Raw genomic sequence first — 22,348 nt, 5'->3', positions numbered from 1 at the left:
CCTCTGAAACCCCGTACTGTTTTTGTGTGCGTGCCGTGAGGCCCGCGTCCGCTGTGTCCTGTATAACGGCACGCGCAGTGACTCTGATAAGGGTAAATGCAAAAAGAAACACGCCAGGGAAAGTACTGAGCGCCACCGCCGTTGCCGCGCGCCGCCCCATCGCGCGGAAACCCCCGCCGTACAGGGCTTTTAAAGAGGTGCAACCATCCATCGAGCAGGGTTGCACCTTTTTTTTGGGAAGCGTAGGATTCGCTCAACTTTTAGTCTTTCGCCAGCGCGATTCGTCTGGTATCCGAAGAAGGAAACATGGCTAGCACCACCCTTGGCGTCAAGGTCGACGACCTCCTGCGTTCCCGGCTGAAAGATGCCGCCACCCGCCTCGAACGCACTCCGCACTGGCTGATCAAGCAGGCGATCTTCGCGTACCTCGAAAAGATCGAGCATGGTCAGCTGCCCCCCGAACTGTCGGGCGCAACCGGTTCGGCCGACCTGGCCGACGGCGTGGCGGTCGAAAACGACGAAGACGGTGCCTCGCACCCGTTCCTCGAATTCGCGCAGAACGTGCAGCCGCAATCAGTGCTGCGCGCGGCGATCACCGCCGCGTACCGCCGTCCCGAGCCGGAGTGCGTGCCCTTCCTGCTCGGTCAGGCGCGCGTGCCGGCCAATCTCGCGGGCGACGTGCAAGCCATGGCCGGCAAGCTCGTCGAGGCGCTGCGCGCCAAAAGCAAGGGCGGCGGCGTCGAAGGGCTGATCCACGAATTCTCGCTGTCGAGCCAGGAAGGCGTGGCGCTGATGTGTCTCGCCGAAGCACTGCTGCGCATTCCCGACCGCGCCACGCGCGACGCGCTGATCCGCGACAAGATCAGCAAGGGCGACTGGAAATCGCACGTCGGCCAGGCGCCGTCGCTGTTCGTCAACGCCGCCACCTGGGGCTTGATGATCACCGGCAAGCTGGTGACGACCAATAGCGAAACGAACCTTTCGTCGGCGCTCACCCGTTTGATCGGCAAGGGCGGCGAGCCGTTGATCCGAAAGGGCGTCGACATGGCGATGCGTCTGATGGGCGAGCAATTCGTCACGGGCGAGAACATTTCCGAGGCGCTCGCCAACAGCCGCAAGTACGAAGCGCGCGGCTTTCGCTACTCGTACGACATGCTCGGCGAAGCCGCCACCACCGAAGCCGACGCGCAGCGCTACTACGCGTCGTACGAACAGGCGATCCACGCGATCGGCAAGGCCGCCGGCGGCCGCGGCATCTACGAAGGCCCGGGCATCTCGATCAAGCTCTCGGCGCTGCACGCACGCTACTCGCGCTCGCAGCAGGAGCGCACGATGAGCGAACTGCTGCCGCGCGTGCGCTCGCTGGCGATCCTCGCGCGCCGCTACGACATCGGCCTGAACATCGACGCCGAAGAAGCCGACCGCCTCGAAATCTCGCTCGATCTGCTTGAGGCGCTGTGCTTCGATCCCGAACTGGCCGGCTGGAACGGCATCGGTTTCGTGGTGCAGGCGTATCAGAAGCGCTGCCCGTTCGTGATCGACTACATCGTCGATCTGGCGCGCCGCAGCCGTCACCGGATCATGGTGCGCCTCGTGAAGGGCGCGTACTGGGACACCGAAATCAAGCGCGCGCAAGTGGACGGCCTCGAAGGCTATCCGGTCTACACGCGCAAGATCTATACGGACGTGTCGTATCTCGCCTGCGCGAAGAAGCTGCTCGGCGCGCCGGACGCGGTTTATCCGCAGTTCGCCACGCACAACGCGCATACGCTTTCGGCGATCTATTACCTCGCGGGCAACAACTACTATCCCGGCCAGTACGAGTTCCAATGCCTGCACGGCATGGGCGAGCCGCTCTACGAGGAAGTCACCGGCCGCGACAAGCTGAACCGTCCGTGCCGCGTGTATGCGCCGGTCGGCACGCACGAAACGCTGCTCGCGTACCTCGTGCGCCGTCTGCTTGAAAACGGCGCGAACACGTCGTTCGTGAACCGCATCGCCGATGAAAACGTCGCGATCAAGGACCTGATCGCCGACCCCGTCGAGGAAGCATCGAAGATCGTGCCGCTCGGCGCGCCGCACGCGAAGATTCCGCTGCCGCGCCACCTGTTCGGTTCGGAGCGGCTCAATTCGATGGGCCTCGATCTGTCGAACGAGCATCGGCTGGCGTCGTTGTCCTCGGCGTTGCTCGCGAGCGCGCATCATCCGTGGCGCGCCGCGCCGATGCTCGACGACAACGAAATCGCCGTGGCTACCCGTGGTGTCGCACGCGACGTGCGCAATCCGGCGGATCACCGCGATCTCGTCGGCACGGTGATCGAAGCAACCTCGGAACACGTGAGCGCGGCCCTGGCGCACGCGGTTGCCGCCGCGCCGATCTGGCAGGCCACGCCGGTCGACGCGCGCGCCGATTGCCTCGCGCGTGCCGCCGACCTGCTCGAAGCGCAGATGCACACGCTGATGGGCCTGGTCGTGCGCGAAGCGGGCAAATCGCTGGCGAACGCGGTGTCGGAAATCCGGGAAGCGATCGACTTCCTGCGCTATTACTCCACGCAGATCCGCAGCGAATTTTCCAACGACACGCACCGTCCGCTCGGTCCTGTCGTCTGTATCAGCCCGTGGAACTTCCCGCTGGCGATTTTCATGGGCCAGGTGGCCGCGGCGCTCGCCGCCGGCAACACGGTGCTCGCGAAACCGGCCGAGCAAACGCCGCTGATCGCCGCGCAAGCCGTGCGCATTCTGCGCGAAGCCGGCGTGCCGACGGGCGCGGTGCAACTGCTGCCGGGCGATGGCGAAACGGTCGGCGCTGCACTGGTCGCCGATCCGCGCACGCGCGCCGTGATGTTCACCGGCTCGACCGAAGTCGCGCGGCTGATCAACAAGACGCTGTCGAATCGCCTCGATCCCGAAGGCAAGCCGATTCCGCTGATCGCCGAAACCGGCGGCCAGAATGCGATGATCGTCGACTCGTCGGCGCTCGCCGAGCAGGTGGTGGCGGACGTGCTGCAATCGTCGTTCGACTCCGCCGGTCAACGGTGTTCCGCGCTACGCGTTCTTTGTCTGCAAGACGACGTCGCGGACCGCACGCTCGAGATGCTGACCGGCGCGATGCGCGAACTGGCCGTGGGCAATCCCGATCGCCTGTCGATCGACGTGGGGCCCGTAATCGACCTCGACGCGAAGCGCGGCATCGACGCGCATATCGCGGCGATGCGCGAGAAAGGCCGCAAGGTCGAGCAACTGCCGATGCCGGAAGGCGGCGCGCAAGGCACTTTCGTGCCGCCGACGCTGATCGAGCTCGACAGCATCGACGAACTCAAGCGCGAAGTGTTCGGCCCGGTGCTGCACGTGGTGCGTTACCGCCGCAGCCAACTGGACAAGCTGCTCGAACAGATCCGCGCGACGGGTTATGGCCTCACGCTCGGCATTCATACGCGCATCGACGAAACCATCGCTCACGTGATCGGCCGTGCGCATGTCGGCAACATCTACGTGAACCGTAACGTGATCGGCGCGGTGGTCGGCGTGCAGCCGTTCGGCGGCGAAGGCTTGTCGGGAACGGGACCGAAGGCGGGCGGCGCGCTGTATTTGCAGCGTTTGCTGGCGACGCGTCCGGCCGGCTTGCCGAAGTCGCTCGCGCAGGCGCTGGTCGCGGATGCACCGAAGGCTGCCGAAAACAGCGACAATCCGTCCGCCGCATTGACCGCGCTGCGCGACTGGCTGATCGACGAACGCGAGCCGCAACTGGCCGCACGCTGCGACGGTTATCTGTCGCATATGCCGGCGGGCGCGACCGCGGTATTGTCGGGGCCCACCGGCGAGCGCAACACCTACACGCTGGGCGCGCGCGGCACGGTGCTGTGTGTCGCGTCGACGGCGAGCGGCGCGCGCGTGCAGTTCGCCGCGGCGCTGGCTACGGGAAATCGCGCCTTGTTCGACGGCGCGGCTGGTGAACAATTGGTGTCGCGGCTGCCCGCGCCGCTCAAGCCGTATGCGAGCGTGAAGAAAAGCGCCGAGACGCCTTTCGACGCCGTGCTGTTCGAAGGCGACAGCGACGAACTGCTGACGCTGGTGAAGGAGGTCGCCAAGCGTCCTGGGCCGATCGTCTCGGTGCAGGGTGTCGCGGCGGGCGCGCTGGAAAGCGGCGACGAGGACTACGCGCTCGAGCGTCTGTTGACGGAACGCTCGGTCAGCGTGAATACGGCGGCAGCCGGCGGTAATGCGAATTTGATGACGATCGGCTGAGCGAACCTCGTCGATTCCCTCAATAAAACGGAAGCGGTACGGCGACCCCGAAACCGCTCCATCCACACCTGGTACCAAGGAGAAGCTATGCAACACAAGATGAAACAGCTGGCAGGCGCAGCGCTGGTTGCGGCAATGTCGCTGGCGGGGACGGCCAACGCTCAATCGACGGAAGACGTGAAGATCGGTTTCGCCGGTCCGATGACGGGCGCGCAGGCGCACTACGGCAAGGACTTCCAGAACGGCATCACGCTGGCGGTGGAAGACATGAACGCGACCAAGCCGGTGATCGGCGGCAAGCAGGTTCGCTTCGTGCTCGATTCGGCCGACGACCAGGCCGATCCGCGCACCGGCACGACCGTCGCGCAGAAGCTGGTGGACGACGGCATCAAGGGCATGCTCGGCCACTTCAATTCGGGCACCACGATTCCGGCTTCGCGCATTTACGCGAACGCGGGCATCCCCGAAATCGCCATGGCGACGGCGCCGGAATACACGCAGCAAGGCTTCAAGACCACCTTCCGCATGATGACGTCCGACACGCAGCAAGGTTCGGTCGCCGGCACATTCGCGGTGAAGACCCTCGGCATGAAGAAGATCGTGATCGTCGACGACCGCACGGCCTACGGCCAAGGTCTCGCCGATCAGTTCGAAAAGGCCGCGAAGGCCGCCGGCGGCACGATCGTCGATCGTGAGTTCACGAACGACAAGGCCGTGGACTTCAAGTCGATCCTGACCAAGCTGAAGTCGGCCAACCCCGACCTGATCTATTACGGCGGCGCGGATTCGCAAGCGGCGCCGATGGTCAAGCAGATGAAGGCGCTCGGCATCAAGGCGCCGCTGATGGGCGGTGAAATGGTCCACACGCCGACCTTCATCAAGCTCGCGGGCGACGCGGCGAACGGCACGGTGGCATCGCTCGCCGGCTTGCCGCTGGAAGAAATGCCGGGCGGCAAGGACTACGTCGCGAAGTACAAGAAGCGTTTCAACGAAGACGTGCAAACGTATTCGCCGTACGCCTACGACGGTGCAATGGCGATGTTCGACGCGATGAAGAAGGCGAACTCGACCGATCCGGCCAAGTATCTGCCGGTGCTCGCCAAGACCTCGATGCCGGCGGTGACGTCGGCGAATCTTGCGTACGACAGCAAGGGCGACCTGAAGAACGGCGGCATCACGCTGTACAAGGTTGTCGACGGCAAGTGGACGACGCTGCAAAGCGTGGGCGGAAAGTAAGCACGGTTTTGCTGCTTGTTTCGACGTTCATGGGAACCCCGCTTCGGCGGGGTTTTTTTATGGTGGCCGGACACATGACGGGCTTGAGTTCCCGTAGGTCGCCTTCTCCCGAAAAAAAGTTCATCGACAATGCGTTGGGAGGCGCGAAATCAACACCGCGCGTTTCGTACGAGAGGCGTCGTATAATGGGAGGCGCGGTTGTCGATACCAGGCAAATACAGGCAAGTGAAGCGGGCAGTCATTGCGGCACTCAGGTCGGGGCGGTTTCAGCATGAGGCCCGATCTGGCATCAATGTGAAAAACCTTTTGTCGACTGGACAAATCAGCGCTCAGTTCGTCGAGGCTCTCATCACCCGTAGCGACGGCACGCAATATCGCTCGTCACCTCACCACAGCATTGCGTCGATTGATGTCCATATCATCGAATCCGGCGGCTGGTACGTGAAGTTTTACTTCGTGGGCGATCCGGAAACCGTGTTTATCAGCGTGCATCAGTGAGTTAAGCCATGAAGATGAAACTGTACGAGGAAGGCGACAAAAGCAGGGCGATCTGCAGCCATTGCAAGCAGCTCGTGAGCACGACGTTCGCCCGGCGTGACGTGCCATTCAGCGACGGCAAAGGCGAGGTGAAGAACATCCTCGCGGCGGTGTGCAACGTGTGCGACCGGGTCGTGGCGGTTCCCGCGCAGTCCACGCCGGCTATTCGGGAAGCGCGGCAGAAGGAAGTCAGGCCGATCGAGGCCCAATTGCCGGCCATCTATCTGGACATTCTCGACCTGGCCGCTTATATGGTGGACGGCGCGAGTTCAACCGAGTTTCGCAAGGTGCTCATGACGCTTTACTTGCATCGGTTTGCATCCGGCGAATATCCGCGCGCAAGGCTGATAAAGGCGCATCGGTCGGCATCTGAACGTTTCAAGGAGCGCCGCGGCGCGGCACGCCGGCGCCTTTCGATGAAGGTGACGCCTCGCATCGCCGAAGATTTGAAGACATTGATGCACGACACAGACATGAGCCAGACTGAAGTCATCAAGTCTGTCATCTATCAAATTCAAGCCGACGTGATCGAATCGCACAAGCCGGCCTTGATGAAGGAACTGGGCGCGTTGTCGGTGATATACGCATAGCCCATGTGCTGTATGCCCGGGCGAAATGCCCAGCGGGACGTGGAGCCGCAGCGCATCCCCCACAAGCCCCAGCCCCTCACTCGCCGCGCAGCTTCCGCCCCTGCTCCCGAATCTGCTCCAACGTCGCGCCCGGCGTGCTCGCCTCCTGCGGCATCCGAATCTCGATCAACGCCGCGCGTTTCGCCTCCATCGCACGATGCAGCGCCGGAATGAATTCGTCGGTGCGCGTCACCGTTTCGCCATGCGCGCCGAACGAGCGCGCGAACGCCGCGAAATCCGGGTTCGTCAGCCCCGTGCCGTGCACGCGATTCGGATAGTGCCGTTCCTGATGCATGCGGATCGTGCCGAAGTGACCATTGTTCACGACGATGAAAATCACATGCAGGTCGTACTGCATCGCGGTGGCCAACTCCTGCGCGGACATCATGAAGCAGCCGTCGCCGGCAAGCGCCACCACGGCACGCTGTGGATACATCGACTTGGCCGCGATCGCCGCCGGCACGCCGTAGCCCATCGCGCCACTCGTCGGCGCGAGTTGCGAGCGATAGTGGCGATACGAAAAATGCCGATGCAGCCACGTCGCGTAATTGCCCGCGCCGTTGGTGAGAATCGCGTCTTCCGGCAGATGCGCGCGCAATTGCTCGATCACTTCGCCCATTTGCACGTCGCCGGGAATCGGGCGCGGCTTGCGCCACTCCAGATACGCGCGATGCGCTTCTTCCGCCGCTCCGCTCCACGGCAACGCATCCGCCGATGAAGGCAGCAACGCCGCAAGCATCGCCGCCAGTTCCGGCATGCCCGAGACGATCGGCAAGTCGGCGGCGTACACACGCCCCAGCTCTTCCGCGCCTTGATGCACGTGCACCAGCGTCTGCTTCGTCTTGGGAATGTCGAGCAGCGTGTAGCCGTTCGTCGTTGCCTCGCCTAAACGCGGACCGAACGTGAGCAGCAAATCCGCATCGCGGATACGCTGCGCCAGCGCCGGATTGATGCCGAGGCCGACGTCGCCGGCATAGTTCGGGTGCTCATTATCGAGCGTGTCCTGGAAGCGGAACGCCAAGCCGACCGGCAGCCGCCAGTTCTCGACGAAGCGTTGCAGGTCCGCACATGCCTCAGGTGTCCAGCCGCTGCCGCCCGCGATCAGCATCGGCCGTTGCGCGCGTTCGAGCAACTCGCGCAGCTTCTCGATTTGCGCGGCCGACGGCGACGCCGCCACGCGTTGATAAGCCGGCGCGCCGGCGACGACCGCACAGGCATCGCTCAATACGTCTTCCGGCAACGACAGTACGACCGGCCCGGGCCGTCCCGATGTCGCGGCATGGAACGCATGACTGAGATATTCGGGAATGCGCGTGGCATCGTCGATTTGCGCGACCCACTTCGCCATCTGACCGAACATGCGCCGGTAGTCGATCTCCTGAAAGGCCTCGCGGTCCAGATGCCCGCGCGCGCACTGGCCGATCAGCAGAATCATCGGCGTGGAATCCTGAAACGCGGTGTGCACGCCGATCGACGCATGCGTCGCCCCCGGCCCGCGCGTGACGATCGCCACGCCAGGGCGGCCGGTCAATTTGCCGACGGCCTCGGCCATGTTCGCCGCGGCCGCTTCGTGACGGCAGACGATGGTTTGAATGCGCTCGGTTTCGTCGTGCAGCGAATCGAGAACAGCGAGAAAGCTCTCACCTGGTACGCAGAAAACACGCTCGACGCCGTGCGTCAGCAAGGCATCGACGATGAGACGCGCGCCGGTGGCGTGCGCGGCGGCGGAAGAGTCAGAAGCGAGCGGCATTGCGATGAAGCCTCCAGGCATTGCGATGGGTGCGATCGGGTTTGCCGCATCCGGCTTGATCAAGCCAAATGCGCGAACCGACAGCTTACGCCGAGCGCGCATGCGATGCCACGATTCGGCGCAAGCGCGAAGCGCCGGCGGCACGGCAATAAAAACGCGGGCCGTGGCCCGCGTCGTCCTTCGCCTTAAAGCGCCGCGTTCAGCACTCGACGATATTCACCGCCAAACCGCCGCGCGACGTTTCCTTGTACTTGGTCTTCATATCCGCGCCGGTTTCGCGCATGGTCTTGATCACCGAATCGAGCGATACATAATGACTGCCGTCGCCGCGCAAAGCCATGCGCGCCGCGTTGACCGCCTTCACCGAGGCCATCGCATTGCGCTCGATACACGGAATCTGCACCATGCCGCCGACCGGATCGCACGTCAGCCCGAGGTTGTGTTCCATGCCGATTTCCGCCGCGTTCTCGACCTGCCTGGGCGTGCCGCCCATCACGGCGGCGAGCGCGCCGGCCGCCATCGAACAGGCGACGCCGACCTCGCCCTGGCACCCCACTTCCGCGCCCGAAATCGACGCGTTCAGCTTGTACAGAATGCCGATCGCCGCCGCCGTCATCAGGAAGTCGATCACGCCCTGCTGATTCGAGCCTGGCATGAAGCGCGTGTAGTAATGCAGCACCGCCGGAATGATGCCGGCCGCGCCGTTGGTCGGCGCGGTGACGACACGCCCGCCCGCCGCGTTTTCTTCGTTCACCGCGATCGCGTACAGATTGATCCAGTCGACCATCGACAGCGGATCGCGCAGCGCAAGCTCGGGATTGCCGGACAGCGTGCGATACAACTGCGGCGCGCGGCGCTTCACCTGGAACGGGCCGGGCAGATTGCCGTCGGCGTCCGGGTTGTTGATGCCGCAACCGCGCGCCACGCACGACTGCATCACGTCCCAGATCTTCAGCAGGCCCGCGCGCGTCTCTTCTTCCGTGTGCCACACGCGTTCGTTTTCCCACATCAATTGCGCGATGCTCTTGCCGGTCGACTCGCACAGCGCGAGCAACTCGTTGCCGCTGCGAAACGAATGTGGCAATTGATCGACGGCGCTCAGCACCTTGGTATTCGGCGCGCCGGCCGTCACCACGAAACCGCCGCCCACCGACAGATACGTCGACTCGCGCAACGTCTCGCCTTGCGCATCGAACGCGCGCAGCGTCAGGCCGTTCGGATGCTCGGCCAGCGCCTGGCGATAAAACGAAATATGGTCTTTCTGCACGAACGGCACCTCGTGCGTGTCGAGCAAGGCGAGCTTGCGCGAGCTTCGCACCGCGTCGAGCCGCTGTGCGATCGTCTCCGGGTCGACGGTGTCGGGCGCGTCGCCCATCAGGCCGAGCATCACGCCGCGATCCGTGCCGTGGCCCTTGCCCGTCGCGCCGAGCGAGCCATACAAGTCCACTTTCACCGAGGCGGTCGCATCGAGCAGCCCATCGCGTTCGAGCCCCTGAACGAACATCAGCGCCGCGCGCATCGGCCCGACCGTATGCGAGCTGGACGGACCAATGCCGATTTTGAAAAGGTCGAACACGCTGACTGCCATTACTGCTCCTGCTGATGGAAAGTTGGTTTAGCGCGCCGACAGCGGCAAACACACGGCGAGCCATGCGGGCGGCGTCGGTGCGAGCTGTAGCGCGATCGGCGTATAGCGTCCGTCGAGACGCGCCGCCAGGTGAAACAGTTCCGTCGCGTTCTTCGGATCCCACTGGCCCGAATAGCCCGGCAAGCCGGCCTCGCGACGTTTGGCATCGAACGGGACGCTCGAACGCACGAATTCCTCATGCGTCTTGCTGCCGTCCGCATACGGCGTGAGCCAGTTAAGCGCGGCTTGCAGCGACGCGCCGTTCAGCCCCTTCTCCGGCAGCCAGTTGCGGTTGTGGCGGCGGGCGGACAGCGCGGCCGTGACGAGCGGCTGCAAGTCGTAGGTGACGTAGTGCAGCGCGTCGCGTTCGCCGAAATCGACGGTCGATCCGTCCGGCGCGATGTTGTCGCCGATATGCTCGACGAACAGACGCTGGGCCGCGTTGATCATCTTGCGGTTGTCGAGCGTGAACGCGGCCATTGCGATCAGCTTGATCCGGTGGCTCTGCCAGTTGTTCCGGTAGGTGCCCTTCAACGGACGCGGCTGCGCGTCGATCTGCTCGATGTAGCCGTTCGCGAGTTTCGTCAGAAAGGCCATCGACGCGTTGCGCGTTTTCACGGGCAGCGCGCTCGCGGTCATGTCGTAGGCGAGGATCAGGCCTTCGAAACGCGTTTCGTCGATCGGGTTGAAACCCGGTTGATACGTCGTGACCCACGCGAACAGCAAGCGATCGACGAGCTTGAGATAACGGTCGTCGCTGGTGGCGCGCCATGCAAGCGCGGCGTCGCGCAAAAGATCGAGATCTTTCTCCGCCTCGACGCTTTGGTCGTAGATGCCTTCATGCGGCAGCGAACCTTCGGTGTGCAGCCTGGCCTGCGCATGCGGCGGGTCGTTCAGATGCGCCTGCACGTTGCTCACCAGCGCCTTCACGCCAGGATCGGCGTTCGTGCGTTCACTGGTTTGCAGCGCGGGCGCTGCACAAAAATTCATCGCGGCCTGCGCTTGCCCGAGCGGCAGCAGCACGGCTGCGCCAGCCAGCAAGATCGCCCATGTTCGCCGCCGCGCGTGGGTTCGCCCTGTTTCGGCCCGGCTTTGCATCAATCGCACCTTTCGCGCCATGCGAAACTCCTCGTTAGGCTGATTCGGTGTGTGATGTTAGCCGTTTGCGGCCATGAACGACAGAACCGCGGACGGCGCCGCGCACCGCCCGCTTACGGCCCGCGGACAGTGCGCGGGCCACTCGCCCTTACTCGTAGTCCGCGACCGGCACGCACGAACAGAACAGATTGCGGTCGCCGTACACGTTGTCCGCGCGGCCCACCGGCGGCCAGTACTTCTTCGCGATCAGCGTGGGCAGCGGATATGCGGCGGTTTCGCGCGCATACGCATGCGTCCATTCGTTGGCGATGACCACCGCCGCCGTATGCGGCGCGTGCTTGAGCGGATTGTCCTCGCGGTCGGAGCGGCCGTCTTCGACCGCGCGGATTTCCTCGCGGATCGCGATCATCGCTTCGATGAAGCGGTCGAGTTCTTCCTTCGACTCCGATTCGGTCGGCTCGACCATCAGCGTGCCCGGCACCGGGAAGCTCATGGTCGGCGCGTGGAAACCGTAGTCGGCGAGGCGCTTGGCGACGTCGTCGACGGTGATGCCGCTCGTCTCCTTGATGGGACGCAGATCGAGAATGCACTCGTGCGCGACCAGTCCACCCGGGCCCGAATACAGCACCGGATAATGCGGCGCGAGTTTCTTCGCGACGTAGTTCGCATTGAGAATCGCAGTTTCGGTGGCGGCCGTGAGATTCTTCGCGCCCATCATCGCGATGTACATCCACGAGATCGGCAGAATCGACGCGGAGCCGTACGGCGCACCCGACACCGCGCCGATGCCGTTCGGCGCGCGCTCATAGCCCGACGAAATCTGGTTCGGCAGAAACTGCGCGAGATGCGCGCCGACCGCGACCGGACCGACGCCCGGTCCGCCGCCGCCGTGCGGAATGCAGAAAGTCTTGTGCAGGTTCAGGTGCGAGACGTCGCCGCCGAACTGGCCCGGCGCGGTCAAGCCGACCATTGCGTTCATGTTCGCGCCGTCCACGTAAACCTGGCCGCCGTGCGCGTGCACGATCTCGCAGATTTCACGCACGTTCTGCTCGAACACGCCGTGCGTGGACGGGTACGTGATCATGATCGCCGCGAGCTTGTCGGCGTGTTGACCGGCCTTCTTCTTCAGGTCTTCGATATCGACGTTGCCTTGCGCGTCGCAGGCGACCACCACGACCTGCATGCCGGCCATTTGCGCCGATGCCGGGTTGGTGCCGTGCGCCGAAGCCGGAATCAGGCACACGTTGCGATGCGCTTCGCCGCGCGACGCGTGATAAGCGTGGATGATCAACAGACCCGCGTACTCGCCTTGCGAACCCGCATTCGGTTGCAGCGACACCGCGGCGTAACCGGTGGCCGCGACCAGCATCGCTTCGAGCTGATCGATCATCTCGCGGTAGCCGACGGTTTGCTCGGCCGGCGCGAACGGATGAATCTGACCGAATTCGGGCCACGTGACCGGCAGCATTTCGGAGGTCGCGTTCAGCTTCATCGTGCACGAGCCGAGCGGGATCATCGAGCGGTCGAGCGCGAGGTCCTTGTCCGCCAGGCTGCGCAGATAGCGCAGCATTTCCGTTTCCGAATGATGGCGATTGAACACGTGATGCGTGAGATACGCGCTAGTGCGTTCCAGCGCGGCCGGCACCGAGGCGGCGTTCGACGCGGCGAGGGCCGCATCGAGCGCATCGATTTGCGGTACGTCGCTGACGAAGGCCGCTTGCGCGAACACCGCGAGCAGGTCGGCCAGATCGCGGCGCGAAGTGGTTTCGTCGATCGACAGGCCGACTTGCGTGTCGCTCACGCGGCGCAGATTGATGCGCCTCGCGGTTGCGGCGTCGTGCAGCGCTTGCGTGCGCGCGCCGGTTTCGAACGTCAGCGTGTCAAAGAAGGTTTCGTTGACGAGCGTGTAGCCGAGTTGCTTCGCGCCCGCAGCCAGCAGCGCGGCGATGCGGTTCACGCGCAGCGCGATCGTCTTGAGACCGTGCGGCCCGTGATACACCGCGTACATGCTGGCCATGATCGCGAGCAGCGCTTGCGCGGTGCAGACGTTCGAGGTCGCCTTCTCGCGGCGGATATGCTGCTCGCGCGTTTGCAGCGCGAGACGCAGCGCGGGATTGCCTTGCGCGTCGACCGTCACGCCGACCAGACGCCCCGGCATTTGACGCTTGAACTCATCGCGCACCGCGAGGTAAGCCGCATGCGGGCCGCCGAAGCCGACCGGCACGCCGAAGCGCTGCGTATTGCCGACGGCCACGTCCGCGCCCCATTCGCCCGGCGGCGTGAGCACGGTGAGCGCGAGCAGATCGGCGGCGGCGACCACATGGCCGCCTGCCGCGTGGATCGCCTCGGTGAGCGCGCGGTAGTCGCGCACGTCGCCGTTCACGCCCGGATATTGCAGCAGCACGCCGAACGCGTTGGCGTTCGCGGCTTCGGCGGCCGGGCCCACTTTCACTTCGATGCCGACCGGCGTGGCGCGCGTCTTCACCACTTCGATGGTTTGCGGCAGTACGTCGTCGGCGACGAAGAACACGTTCGACTTCGGCTTGCCGATGCGTTGCAGCAGCGTCATCGCTTCGGCGGCGGCGGTCGCTTCATCGAGCAGCGACGCGTTCGAGATCGCGAGACCCGTCAGGTCGACGATCATCTGCTGGAAGTTCAACAGCGCTTCCAGACGGCCTTGCGAGATTTCCGGCTGATACGGCGTGTAAGCCGTGTACCACGCCGGATTTTCGAGCACGTTGCGCAAGATCACCGTCGGCGTGTGCGCGTTGTAATAGCCCTGCCCGATGTACGAGCGGAACACCTGGTTCCTGTCCGCGAGTTCGCGCAGCGCGGCGAGCGCTTCGGCTTCGCTCTTCGGTTGCGCGAAGGGGCCGAGCGGCAGCGTTTCGGTGCGGCGGATCGTCTTCGGAATGACGGCGTCGATCAGCGCGGCGCGCGACGCGAAGCCGAGGGCTTCCAGCATCGACTGCTGGTCGGCCGAATCCGGGCCGATGTGCCGTTCGGCGAAGGCGTCGTGCACTTCGAGCGCGGCGAGCGAGAGAGGAGTGCGGTTCATCAGACGATCCGGGTGTTCGAGCTTCATGGTGTTCCTGGCGGTGCGGCGCGCCACGCCTCGCGGCCGCCGCACCTGACGGTTTAAACGAGTAGGTGTATCAGGCGCCGATGGACTTTGAGTACGCGTCGGCGTCGATCAGACGATCTTGCGCGGCGTCCGAAGCGGGCTTGATCTTGAAGAGCCAGCTTTCGTACGGCGCGGTGTTGACCGAATCCGGCGTGTCGGCCACGGCCGTATTCGCCTCGATGATCTCGCCCGAGACCGGCGCGTAGATATCGGAAGCGGCCTTCACCGATTCGATCACCGCGACGGTGTCGCCGGCGGTCACGGTCTTGCCCAGTTCCTGGACTTCGAAGAAGACGATGTCGCCGAGCGCTTCCTGCGCGTGGTCGGTGATGCCGACCGTCAGCGTGCCGTCCGCTTCGGTACGGACCCATTCGTGCGATTCGGTGTATTTCAGATCGGCCGGGATGCTCATCGGATGCTCCTATGCGGTGTGATTCGGTATGGGCTTAAAAGGTATGACGCACGCGCCGGCTGCTTAAACCGCGAGCACTTTGCCGTTGCGCACGAACGGCAGTTTTACCACGCTTGCGGGGAGGGCTCTGTCGCGGATCTGCACGTGAACGGTGTCGCCTGGCTGCACGCCTTTCGGCACGCGCGCGAAGGCGATCGATTCCTGCATGGTCGGGGAAAAAGTGCCGCTGGTGATTTCGCCAACGCCCTGCGGCGTGACGACTTTTTGGTGAGCACGCAGCACGCCCGCCGCCTTGCCGTTGTCCTTTTGCAGGATCAGGCCGACGAACGCCGCCTTCGAGCCCTCGGCTTCCAGCTTGCCCTTGCCGACGAAGTCGCGCGGCGAGGCCAGGTCGACGGTCCAGGCGAGGCCGGCGTCGAGCGGCGAGACGTTGTCGTCCATGTCCTGGCCGTACAGGTTCATGCCGGCTTCGAGGCGCAGCGTGTCGCGCGCGCCGAGACCGGCCGGGCGCACGCCTTGCGCTTGCAGCGCGTTCCACAGCGCGATCACGTGATCGGCCGGAACGATGATTTCGAAGCCGTCTTCGCCGGTGTAGCCGGTGCGCGCGACGGTCAGCTCGCCGAACGGCGTTTCCATGATGCGCGCGGCGTTGAAGGGCTTCAGCGCTTCGGTGGCGGCGCGCGCGGCCGGCACGGTTTGCCAGGCTTTTTCGCGCGCGTTCGGGCCTTGCACGGCGACGATCGCGTAATCGCGGCGCGGCGTGATGGTGAGGCCATAGCTGCCTTCGGCGTTGAGCTGGCCGAACCAGGCGATGTCCTTGTCGGCGGTGCCCGCGTTGACGACCACGCGAAAGTGGTCCTCGCCGAAGTAATAGACGATCAGATCGTCGATCACGCCGCCATTCGGATTCAGCAGACAGGAGTAAAGCGCGCGGCCCGGCGTTTGCAGCTTGCCGACGTTGTTCGCCAGCGCATATTCGAAGAAGGCGCGCACGCGCTCGCCGGTGAAATCGACGACGCACATGTGCGAGACGTCGAACATGCCGGCGTCGGTGCGCACGGCGCGGTGTTCGTCGATTTGCGAGCCGTAGTTGACGGGCATGTCCCAGCCGCCGAAATCGACCATGCGGGCGTTGAGCGCACGATGGGTGGCGTTGAGCGGGGTGTGTTTGAGTTCGGTCATGGGGCCTCTGGCATCTCGCGAAACAAAAAAGGCCATGCGGCGCGACGCCTCGCGGCGTGTGCCTGCGAGCGTGGTTCTGCATGACCCCTCTGTCCTCGATACCTGAGAGATTGCGCTGCCGCGGCCGGCTTGCCGGATCACGGTGAACGCGCGCCCCTTCGGTGGGCAGCTTGCCGAACCTGCACGCTTTAGACGATGCAGACGGCTACTGCCGCTCTCCAGAGTGCGAAAAACCTAGCCCTCGATGTTGCCTGGACGCGGGTTTTTCGACGCGGTCGGTCCTTTTGCCTGAGAGTTTGCGGGTGTGCCCCTTCGGCGGCGCGGCCTGCGGTTTTCAGCGGCCAGCGCGCTCTCCCGACGCGTGCGGCGAATGTACGCGAGGGCCGGGGGCTTGTCAAATAAAGGCCCGCAAGGGGCGTGGCGGTTGACGCGGCGGGATCCCGCGCATCAAAAAAAAGCGCGCGGGACGTGCGCCGCGCGCGCTTGCTGCCGGTTTTCATGCTCGAAGCCGAGCCGGCGCGACGGGTGCCGATCGCGCGACTATTCGCCGATGGCGCGCGCCGCGTTGTCCAGCTCCTGATTCAGCACGCGCTGTTCGTCGCCGGACAGGCCGCCGCCGTGTTGCGCGGCCATGTCGCGCGCTTCCTGGCGGATCACGTCCAGCCGGTGATGCAGCGCGCCGCCTTGCGGTGGCGGGTAGTAGCCCTGATTCACGCGGTTGTCGATGCGGCGGCCCAGGTTGTCGATGCGGCCTTCGACCTGGTGCAGACGCTGGTCCGCGATCTGCTGCGGGCTGGGACGCGGCGCCGATGCGGGTTGCGGCGCCACCACGCAGGCGGCGAGCGAACTGAGCAAGGCGCAGGCGACAAGTGCGCGAATGAGACGGGGCATGGGCTCTCCAGAAGTCGTTGTCGTTTCTCGTACTGCTGGAGTAGCAACGGCTCACCGAAGCTTCGCGCTGACCGGGCGCGCGGCGTTATTTGTAACGTTATGTTCCTTTCGGGACCGTCAGGTTTTCTGTCCGCGCGGCGCTGCGTACGCAACCAGTCAACGAATGCGCTCGAACGGCAACCGGATGCCTTCTTCCGAACTGCGCGCCGCAAGCTCGATGATCGTCATCACGTCGACCGCGTCCTGAGGGCTGACGGGGAACTTCACGCCGTTCTGGATCGCGTCGGCCAACGCGACATAGAAACCGACGTAATCGCCATTGCGCGTCGGCACTTCGCGCTCGACTTCCTGATCGCCTTCCAGCACACGCATGATGCCTGCCGCGTTGCCCGCGCCGAAGCCGTCTTCGCCTGGCCGCAAGCCGGCCTTCAACTGGTCTTCCTGCGTGTCGAGCTCGTATTTCACATAGCTGCCGCGCGTGCCGTGGATCGCGAATCTCGGCGCGATCAGCGCGGTCAACGCGCTCGCATGCAGCACCACCTCGGACCCGCCGTACCCCAACTGAATGTGCACGTAGTCCGGCGCGCTCGCCTGGTCGCGATGCGTGCGCACCGTGGCCGACACGGTTTGCGGCGGGCCGAACAGCGCCAGCGCCTGGTCGATCAGATGCGGGCCGAGGTCGAACAGCAGGCCGCCGCCGCGCGAAGCCTCCTCGCGCCAGCGCTGCCTCACCTCCGGACGGAAGCGGTCGAAATGCGATTCGTATTGCGTGACGCGGCCCAGCTTTCCGCTGGCGAGCAGGTCTCGCACAGTCAGAAAATCGCCGTCCCAGCGGCGGTTGTGAAATGGCACGAACAGCTTGCAGTGAGCGAGTGCGATGTTGGCGAGCGTATGGGCGTCGGCGGCGCTCAACGTGACCGGCTTGTCGACCACCACGTGCTTGCCCGCTTCCAGCGTGCGGCGCGCGAGGTCGAAGTGCGTGTCGTTGGGCGTCGCGATCACGACGCACTCGATTTCGTCGAGCGCCAGCAGCGCGTCGAGATCGGCCACCACCTTGGCGTGCGGATAATCGGCGAGCGCGCGCTCGGGCTGGCCCGTGGCGATGGCCGCGACGCTCGCGCGCCCGCAGTGGTCGATCACCGGCGCATGAAAGGTCGCGCCGGCAAAACCGTAACCCATCAATCCAATCTTCAGCGATGCGGACATGCGTGTCTTCCTGCAAAAAACGGCGCGCCGCTTTGCCACCGCGGCGGCGGCGCGCAACGACGTAATTGTGGCATGGGCTGCCGGGAGACGGTTGGCGGCGAGCCTGGAAGACCGGCTGAGCGCATGCGCGTCGGGGTGCCTGGTCGCTGTTTTTATCGCACTCAGCCGCCGGAGACTTCCGTGTTAACATCGCTCCTCTCGCGCGAATCGCTGCCAGCCGGAATGCCCCTCTGTCCCACACGAGGCGCCCGTTCCAGCCGCTGCGGCATGCCCCCGGGCCTCGGTCCTGGCGACTCCGCAGCCAAGCGCTCCCAAACCGCCGCGCTCAACCGCATTACCCATCCACAGACGATGTCCGCAGGCCTGAACCCCGCTCAAAATGAAGCGGTCCGTTATCTCGACGGTCCGTGTCTCGTGCTCGCCGGCGCAGGCAGCGGCAAGACGCGCGTGATCACGCAGAAAATCGCGCACCTGATCGAAGCCAAGGGCTTCGAGCCGCGCCACATCGCCGCCGTCACGTTCACGAACAAGGCCGCGGCGGAAATGCGCGAGCGCGTGGGCAAACTGCTCGAAGGCAAGACGCTCACCACGCCCGGCAAGGAAGGCCGCAAAGTGCCGGTCAACCAGTTGACGGTGTGCACCTTCCACTCGCTCGGCGTGCAGATTCTGCGGCAGGAGGCGGAACACGTCGGCCTGAAGCCGCAGTTCTCGATCATGGATTCGGACGACTGCTTCGGCATGATCCAGGAGCAGGTCGGCTCCACGGACAAGGGCTTCATCCGCAAGATCCAGTCGATCATCTCGCTGTGGAAAAACGGCCTGATCATGCCGGAAGAAGCGATCGCGATCGCCGCGAACGAGGACGAGCATCAGGCCGCGATCGTCTATCGCAACTACGTGGCGACGCTGCACGCGTATCAGGCAGTGGATTTCGACGATCTGATCCGCCTGCCCGCCGAGCTCTTCGCGAACAACGAGCCGGTGCGCGACCGCTGGCAGAACAAGCTGCGCTATCTGCTGATCGACGAGTATCAGGACACCAACGCGTGCCAGTACGAATTGCTCAAGCAACTGGCCGGACCGCGCGCGGCATTCACGGCGGTGGGCGACGACGACCAGGCCATCTACGGCTGGCGCGGCGCGACGCTGGAAAACCTCGCGCAACTCGGCAAGGATTTCCCGAAGCTGCATCTGGTGAAGCTCGAGCAGAATTACCGCTCGACGGTGCGCATTCTCACTGCCGCGAACAACGTGATCGCGAACAACCCCAAGCTGTTCGAGAAGAAGCTGTGGTCCGAACACGGCATGGGCGACTCGATCACCGTCACGCCGTGCAACGACGAAGAGCACGAAGCCGAGTCCGTGGTGTTTCGTCTGTCGGCGCACAAGTTCGAACGGCGCGCGAATTTCCGCGACTACGCGATCCTGTATCGCGGCAATTTCCAGGCGCGCATCTTCGAACAGGTGCTGCGGCGCGAGCGCATTCCGTATGTGCTGTCCGGCGGCCAGTCGTTCTTCGATAAAGCCGAGATCAAGGACATCTGCGCGTATCTGCGCCTGATCGCCAACGCGAACGACGACCCGGCGTTCATCCGCGCGATCACCACGCCGCGGCGCGGCGTCGGCAATACGACGCTCGAAGCGCTCGGCGCGTTCGCGGGCCAGGCCAAGGTGTCGCTGTTCGAAGCGGTCTACATGGGCGGGATCGAAGCGCGCCTGTCGCCGCGCCAGATCGAGCCGATGCGCGTGTTCTGCGATTTCATGCAGCGCCTCACCGATCGCGCGGAAAAAGATCCGGCCGGCCCGCTGCTCGACGAACTGATGGACGCGATTCATTACGAAGCGTATCTCTACGACACCTTCGACGAACGCCAGGCGCAGTCCAAGTGGCAGAACGTGCTGGAGTTCATGGAATGGCTCAAGCGCAAGGGCACCAAGGCCGAGCCGGACGGCGCGGCGCAAGCCGAGGCCACCGGCTACGACACCGCCGACGGTCTCGGCGACACCGGCAAGAATCTGCTCGGCCTGATCCAGACCGTCGCGCTGATGTCGATGCTCGAAGGCCGCGAGGAAGATCCCGACGCGGTGCGCCTGTCGACGGTGCACGCGTCGAAGGGTTTGGAGTATCCGCACGTGTTTCTGGTCGGCGTCGAGGAAGGCATCATGCCGCACCGTGGCGGCGCCGAGGACGAACCGATCGACGACGCGCGCATCGAGGAAGAACGCCGCCTCATGTACGTCGCGATCACGCGGGCTCAGCGCAGCCTGCATCTGAACTGGTGCAAGAAGCGCAAGCGCGCGCGAGAGACGGTGGTGTGCGAGCCGTCGCGCTTCATCCCCGAAATGCTGCTCGACGATGCTCCGCCGCCCACCGCGGAAGAAGCGCCGATGTCGCCGAAAGACCGGCTCGCGAGCTTGAAGGCGCTATTGCAGAAGCCTTGAGCGCGGCGGCGAGCGGGCACGCCGCCGCGCTCGATTTGCTCGATTTGCTCGCTTCGTTCGCTTCGTTCGCAAGACCCCGCGCGCGGCGGGTGCTTCGGCGGTTTTGTTAGGCGCTCGCGCTACAGTGGCGCGGCTCGTCAATGAACCGTTGACGGCCGTTACCCGGAGACCGTTAGCATGACGCCGCCGCTCGCAACCTATCGCCGCGCACTCGAAACCTACATCGACGCGAAAGACAACACGCGTACTCAGCGCATCGCCGAGGCTTTCGCCGCGGACGCGGTGCTCACCATTTCGCTTGCCACTTCAGCTATCGCGTTTCCGGCGCGCACCGTCGGCGCGGGGGCGATTGCACAAACGCTCGTCAGCGATTTCGGCGCGCAATACGCGCGGTGCCGCACCTATTACGTCTGCGATGCGCTTACGGTGGACGGCGGCGCGATCGACGCGCTGCCGTGGCTCGTGCTGATGCGCGAGCGGACGAGCGGCGCGTTGCGTGTCGGTCATGGCGTGTATCGATGGCGCTTCGACCAGACGCCGGTTGTTACGGGCTTTCACATTCACATTGCGCGCATGGACGTGGTGCCGGATGCCGATGGCGGCCTGCTCGATGCGTTGCAGGAAGGGTTGAGCTATCCGTGGCTCGCTCCTGCTGAACTGCATGCGCGTTTCACGGCGCTGGCTCGTTCCACGCCGGCGCTGGCTTTCGTCGAGGGATTCAGCGTTCCCGCCGCAGTTGCGTTGCATATCGGCGCTTGAATCCCGACGCCTCGCGGATAAAAAAATCCCTGCCCGTGTCGCCACGGAGCAGGGATTTTTCGATCGGCGATATGCGCTGGAAGAGCGCTTATTTCACCGCACTGACCATGTAGTCGACGGCGGCTTTCACGTCGGCGTCGGGTGCGGTCGAACCGCCCTTGGGCGGCATGGCGCCCTTGCCGTGCAGCGCGTAGTTGTAGACGGTGTCCATCGGCTCTTTCAGGCGCGGCGCCCAGGCTTCCTTGTCGCCGAACTTCGGCGCGTTCAGCACGCCGGCCGCGTGACACGCCTGGCAAACCTGCTGATAGAGCGCCTTGCCCGCTTGCGAGGCGTCCGCGCTTTGCGCGCCGCTTGCAGCCGGCGCGGCGGTTTGCGGCACGCTGGCCAGCGCCGCCATTGCGGCGGCGGCCTGGGTCGCGGCTGCGTCCGAAGCGCCTGCCGGAGCCGCTGCCGCGGCGGTGGCGTCCGAGGTGGCGGCCGCGCCGGAGGCTGCGGCCGCACCCGCTGCCGGTTGCGCCGGTTCGGGGAAGCTTGCGCCGGAATTGTTCGCCATGTAAGCCACCGCGCGGGCGATTTCGAAGTCGCTGTAGTCGTCCGGACTGGTGCCGCCGCGCGCGGGCATCGCGCCCTTGCCGGCGAGCGCCGTGTGCAACAGCGTGTCGAAGCCTTGAGCGATGCGCGGCGCCCAGTCGGCGGTATTGGTGAATTTCGGCGCGCCCGCCGTGCCCGACGCGTGACACGCGGCGCACACGGCCTTGTAGACTTCCTCGCCGGACTTGTAGACGCGCGGCGCGTTGGCGTCGCGAATGTCGACCTGGGCGATGGGTTTGATGCGGGAGGCGACTTCGGCTTCGGAGAGACTGTCGGTGCCGGCGCCGGTGCGGGTCGAATTGTCGACGTAGTAAGCCAGCAGGACGATGATGACGATCGGCACAGCAAACCCGGCGATGACCGCGGCGATGAGCTGTCCTGGGGTTTTGATCGGGGCTCCGTGTGGTGCTTCGCTCATGCTTGTCTCGTCTCCGTGGGTATGTGAGCGGTACAGCGCGACGGCAACTTCTTCTTGATCGGCCACGGAGGATTATAGACGCAAGCTTTCGCCGACGGCGAGGGCCGCGGCGAGGTGTTCAGCAGGCGTTTACCCGCATCGGACGAAGTGGCGCGAAGGCGCCGGAAAGCGCTTCACGGGCCGTCCGGTGGACGGTTTGGC

Annotated in this window: 15 protein-coding genes and 2 riboswitches; of the genes, 6 read left to right on the top strand and 9 right to left on the bottom strand. The window is 64.8% G+C overall.

Annotated elements, in window-relative coordinates:
• Positions 1 to 306 precede the first annotated feature (306 nt).
• The 4 genes from putA (at position 307) to BUE39_RS06515 (ending at position 6,608) form a co-directional block, all read left to right on the top strand.
• Positions 307 to 4,245, top strand: a complete 3,939-nt coding sequence (gene putA, locus BUE39_RS06530; protein WP_073427833.1) for a trifunctional transcriptional regulator/proline dehydrogenase/L-glutamate gamma-semialdehyde dehydrogenase — start codon at positions 307 to 309, stop codon at positions 4,243 to 4,245.
• A gap of 87 nt (positions 4,246 to 4,332) precedes the next feature.
• Entirely contained in the window at positions 4,333 to 5,481 is a 1,149-nt protein-coding gene (locus tag BUE39_RS06525; RefSeq protein ID WP_073427832.1) for a branched-chain amino acid ABC transporter substrate-binding protein, read from the top strand.
• Positions 5,482 to 5,775: 294 nt separating this feature from the next.
• On the top strand, positions 5,776 to 5,979 hold the full coding sequence (locus BUE39_RS06520; protein WP_227470911.1) for a hypothetical protein: 204 nt from the start codon (positions 5,776 to 5,778) through the stop codon (positions 5,977 to 5,979).
• 8 nt (positions 5,980 to 5,987) lie between these two features.
• Positions 5,988 to 6,608 (top strand): hypothetical protein, encoded by a 621-nt coding sequence (locus tag BUE39_RS06515; RefSeq protein WP_200799505.1) that lies wholly within the window; start codon positions 5,988 to 5,990, stop codon positions 6,606 to 6,608.
• 76 nt (positions 6,609 to 6,684) lie between these two features.
• On the opposite strand, the gene BUE39_RS06510 is transcribed toward BUE39_RS06515, so the two are convergent.
• The 8 genes from BUE39_RS06510 to BUE39_RS06475 form a co-directional block, all read right to left on the bottom strand.
• Complete coding sequence (locus BUE39_RS06510; RefSeq protein WP_073427927.1) at positions 6,685 to 8,397, bottom strand: thiamine pyrophosphate-binding protein; 1,713 nt, start codon at positions 8,395 to 8,397, stop codon at positions 6,685 to 6,687.
• A 199-nt stretch (positions 8,398 to 8,596) separates the two neighbouring features.
• Positions 8,597 to 9,985, bottom strand: coding sequence for an L-serine ammonia-lyase (locus tag BUE39_RS06505; protein WP_073427830.1), 1,389 nt, complete (start codon positions 9,983 to 9,985; stop codon positions 8,597 to 8,599).
• 27 nt (positions 9,986 to 10,012) lie between these two features.
• Positions 10,013 to 11,143 carry an alginate lyase family protein gene (locus BUE39_RS06500; RefSeq protein WP_073427829.1) on the bottom strand — a complete coding sequence of 377 codons (1,131 nt, stop codon included), beginning with the start codon at positions 11,141 to 11,143 and terminating at the stop codon, positions 10,013 to 10,015.
• A gap of 127 nt (positions 11,144 to 11,270) precedes the next feature.
• The gene (gcvP, locus tag BUE39_RS06495; RefSeq protein WP_073427828.1) at positions 11,271 to 14,207 is read right to left on the bottom strand and encodes an aminomethyl-transferring glycine dehydrogenase; all 2,937 of its coding nucleotides are present in this window, start codon (positions 14,205 to 14,207) and stop codon (positions 11,271 to 11,273) included.
• Positions 14,208 to 14,277: 70 nt separating this feature from the next.
• Positions 14,278 to 14,658 (bottom strand): glycine cleavage system protein GcvH, encoded by a 381-nt coding sequence (gene gcvH / locus BUE39_RS06490; protein ID WP_073427827.1) that lies wholly within the window; start codon positions 14,656 to 14,658, stop codon positions 14,278 to 14,280.
• A gap of 63 nt (positions 14,659 to 14,721) precedes the next feature.
• The gene (gene gcvT / locus BUE39_RS06485; protein ID WP_073427826.1) at positions 14,722 to 15,840 is read right to left on the bottom strand and encodes a glycine cleavage system aminomethyltransferase GcvT; all 1,119 of its coding nucleotides are present in this window, start codon (positions 15,838 to 15,840) and stop codon (positions 14,722 to 14,724) included.
• 79 nt (positions 15,841 to 15,919) lie between these two features.
• Positions 15,920 to 16,072: riboswitch (glycine riboswitch) on the bottom strand.
• A gap of 42 nt (positions 16,073 to 16,114) precedes the next feature.
• Positions 16,115 to 16,199, bottom strand: a riboswitch (glycine riboswitch).
• Between the two features lie 181 nt (positions 16,200 to 16,380).
• A complete protein-coding gene (locus BUE39_RS06480; RefSeq protein ID WP_073427825.1) occupies positions 16,381 to 16,731 on the bottom strand; it encodes a hypothetical protein in 351 nt (116 codons plus the stop codon).
• 156 nt (positions 16,732 to 16,887) lie between these two features.
• Positions 16,888 to 17,937 carry an oxidoreductase gene (locus BUE39_RS06475; protein WP_073427824.1) on the bottom strand — a complete coding sequence of 350 codons (1,050 nt, stop codon included), beginning with the start codon at positions 17,935 to 17,937 and terminating at the stop codon, positions 16,888 to 16,890.
• A 351-nt stretch (positions 17,938 to 18,288) separates the two neighbouring features.
• Here BUE39_RS06475 and BUE39_RS06470 point away from each other — a divergent pair, with 351 nt between their 5' ends.
• The gene (locus BUE39_RS06470) at positions 18,289 to 20,379 is read left to right on the top strand and encodes a UvrD-helicase domain-containing protein (protein WP_073427823.1); all 2,091 of its coding nucleotides are present in this window, start codon (positions 18,289 to 18,291) and stop codon (positions 20,377 to 20,379) included.
• A gap of 177 nt (positions 20,380 to 20,556) precedes the next feature.
• Entirely contained in the window at positions 20,557 to 21,138 is a 582-nt protein-coding gene (locus BUE39_RS06465) for a hypothetical protein (RefSeq protein WP_073427822.1), read from the top strand.
• 88 nt (positions 21,139 to 21,226) lie between these two features.
• Here BUE39_RS06465 and BUE39_RS06460 read toward each other — a convergent pair whose 3' ends face one another.
• Complete coding sequence (locus tag BUE39_RS06460; protein ID WP_073427821.1) at positions 21,227 to 22,147, bottom strand: c-type cytochrome; 921 nt, start codon at positions 22,145 to 22,147, stop codon at positions 21,227 to 21,229.
• Positions 22,148 to 22,348: the final 201 nt, after the last annotated feature.

Source organism: Paraburkholderia terricola, from assembly GCF_900142195.1.
GTDB lineage: Bacteria > Pseudomonadota > Gammaproteobacteria > Burkholderiales > Burkholderiaceae > Paraburkholderia > Paraburkholderia terricola.
This window is presented reverse-complemented; position numbering and strand designations above follow the sequence as displayed.

Excerpts from the sequence above, each read along its gene's own strand:
- BUE39_RS06470 (WP_073427823.1), top strand. The coding sequence starts at position 18,289 with ATGTCCGCAGGCCTGAACCCCGCTCAAAATGAAGCGGTCCGTTATCTC.
- BUE39_RS06500 (WP_073427829.1), bottom strand. The coding sequence starts at position 11,143 with ATGGCGCGAAAGGTGCGATTGATGCAAAGCCGGGCCGAAACAGGGCGA.
- BUE39_RS06480 (WP_073427825.1), bottom strand. The coding sequence starts at position 16,731 with ATGCCCCGTCTCATTCGCGCACTTGTCGCCTGCGCCTTGCTCAGTTCG.
- gcvP (WP_073427828.1), bottom strand. The coding sequence starts at position 14,207 with ATGAAGCTCGAACACCCGGATCGTCTGATGAACCGCACTCCTCTCTCG.
- BUE39_RS06465 (WP_073427822.1), top strand. The coding sequence starts at position 20,557 with ATGACGCCGCCGCTCGCAACCTATCGCCGCGCACTCGAAACCTACATC.
- BUE39_RS06505 (WP_073427830.1), bottom strand. The coding sequence starts at position 9,985 with ATGGCAGTCAGCGTGTTCGACCTTTTCAAAATCGGCATTGGTCCGTCC.
- BUE39_RS06475 (WP_073427824.1), bottom strand. The coding sequence starts at position 17,937 with ATGTCCGCATCGCTGAAGATTGGATTGATGGGTTACGGTTTTGCCGGC.
- gcvH (WP_073427827.1), bottom strand. The coding sequence starts at position 14,658 with ATGAGCATCCCGGCCGATCTGAAATACACCGAATCGCACGAATGGGTC.
- BUE39_RS06460 (WP_073427821.1), bottom strand. The coding sequence starts at position 22,147 with ATGAGCGAAGCACCACACGGAGCCCCGATCAAAACCCCAGGACAGCTC.
- BUE39_RS06510 (WP_073427927.1), bottom strand. The coding sequence starts at position 8,397 with ATGCCGCTCGCTTCTGACTCTTCCGCCGCCGCGCACGCCACCGGCGCG.
- gcvT (WP_073427826.1), bottom strand. The coding sequence starts at position 15,840 with ATGACCGAACTCAAACACACCCCGCTCAACGCCACCCATCGTGCGCTC.
- BUE39_RS06525 (WP_073427832.1), top strand. The coding sequence starts at position 4,333 with ATGCAACACAAGATGAAACAGCTGGCAGGCGCAGCGCTGGTTGCGGCA.
- putA (WP_073427833.1), top strand. The coding sequence starts at position 307 with ATGGCTAGCACCACCCTTGGCGTCAAGGTCGACGACCTCCTGCGTTCC.
- BUE39_RS06515 (WP_200799505.1), top strand. The coding sequence starts at position 5,988 with ATGAAGATGAAACTGTACGAGGAAGGCGACAAAAGCAGGGCGATCTGC.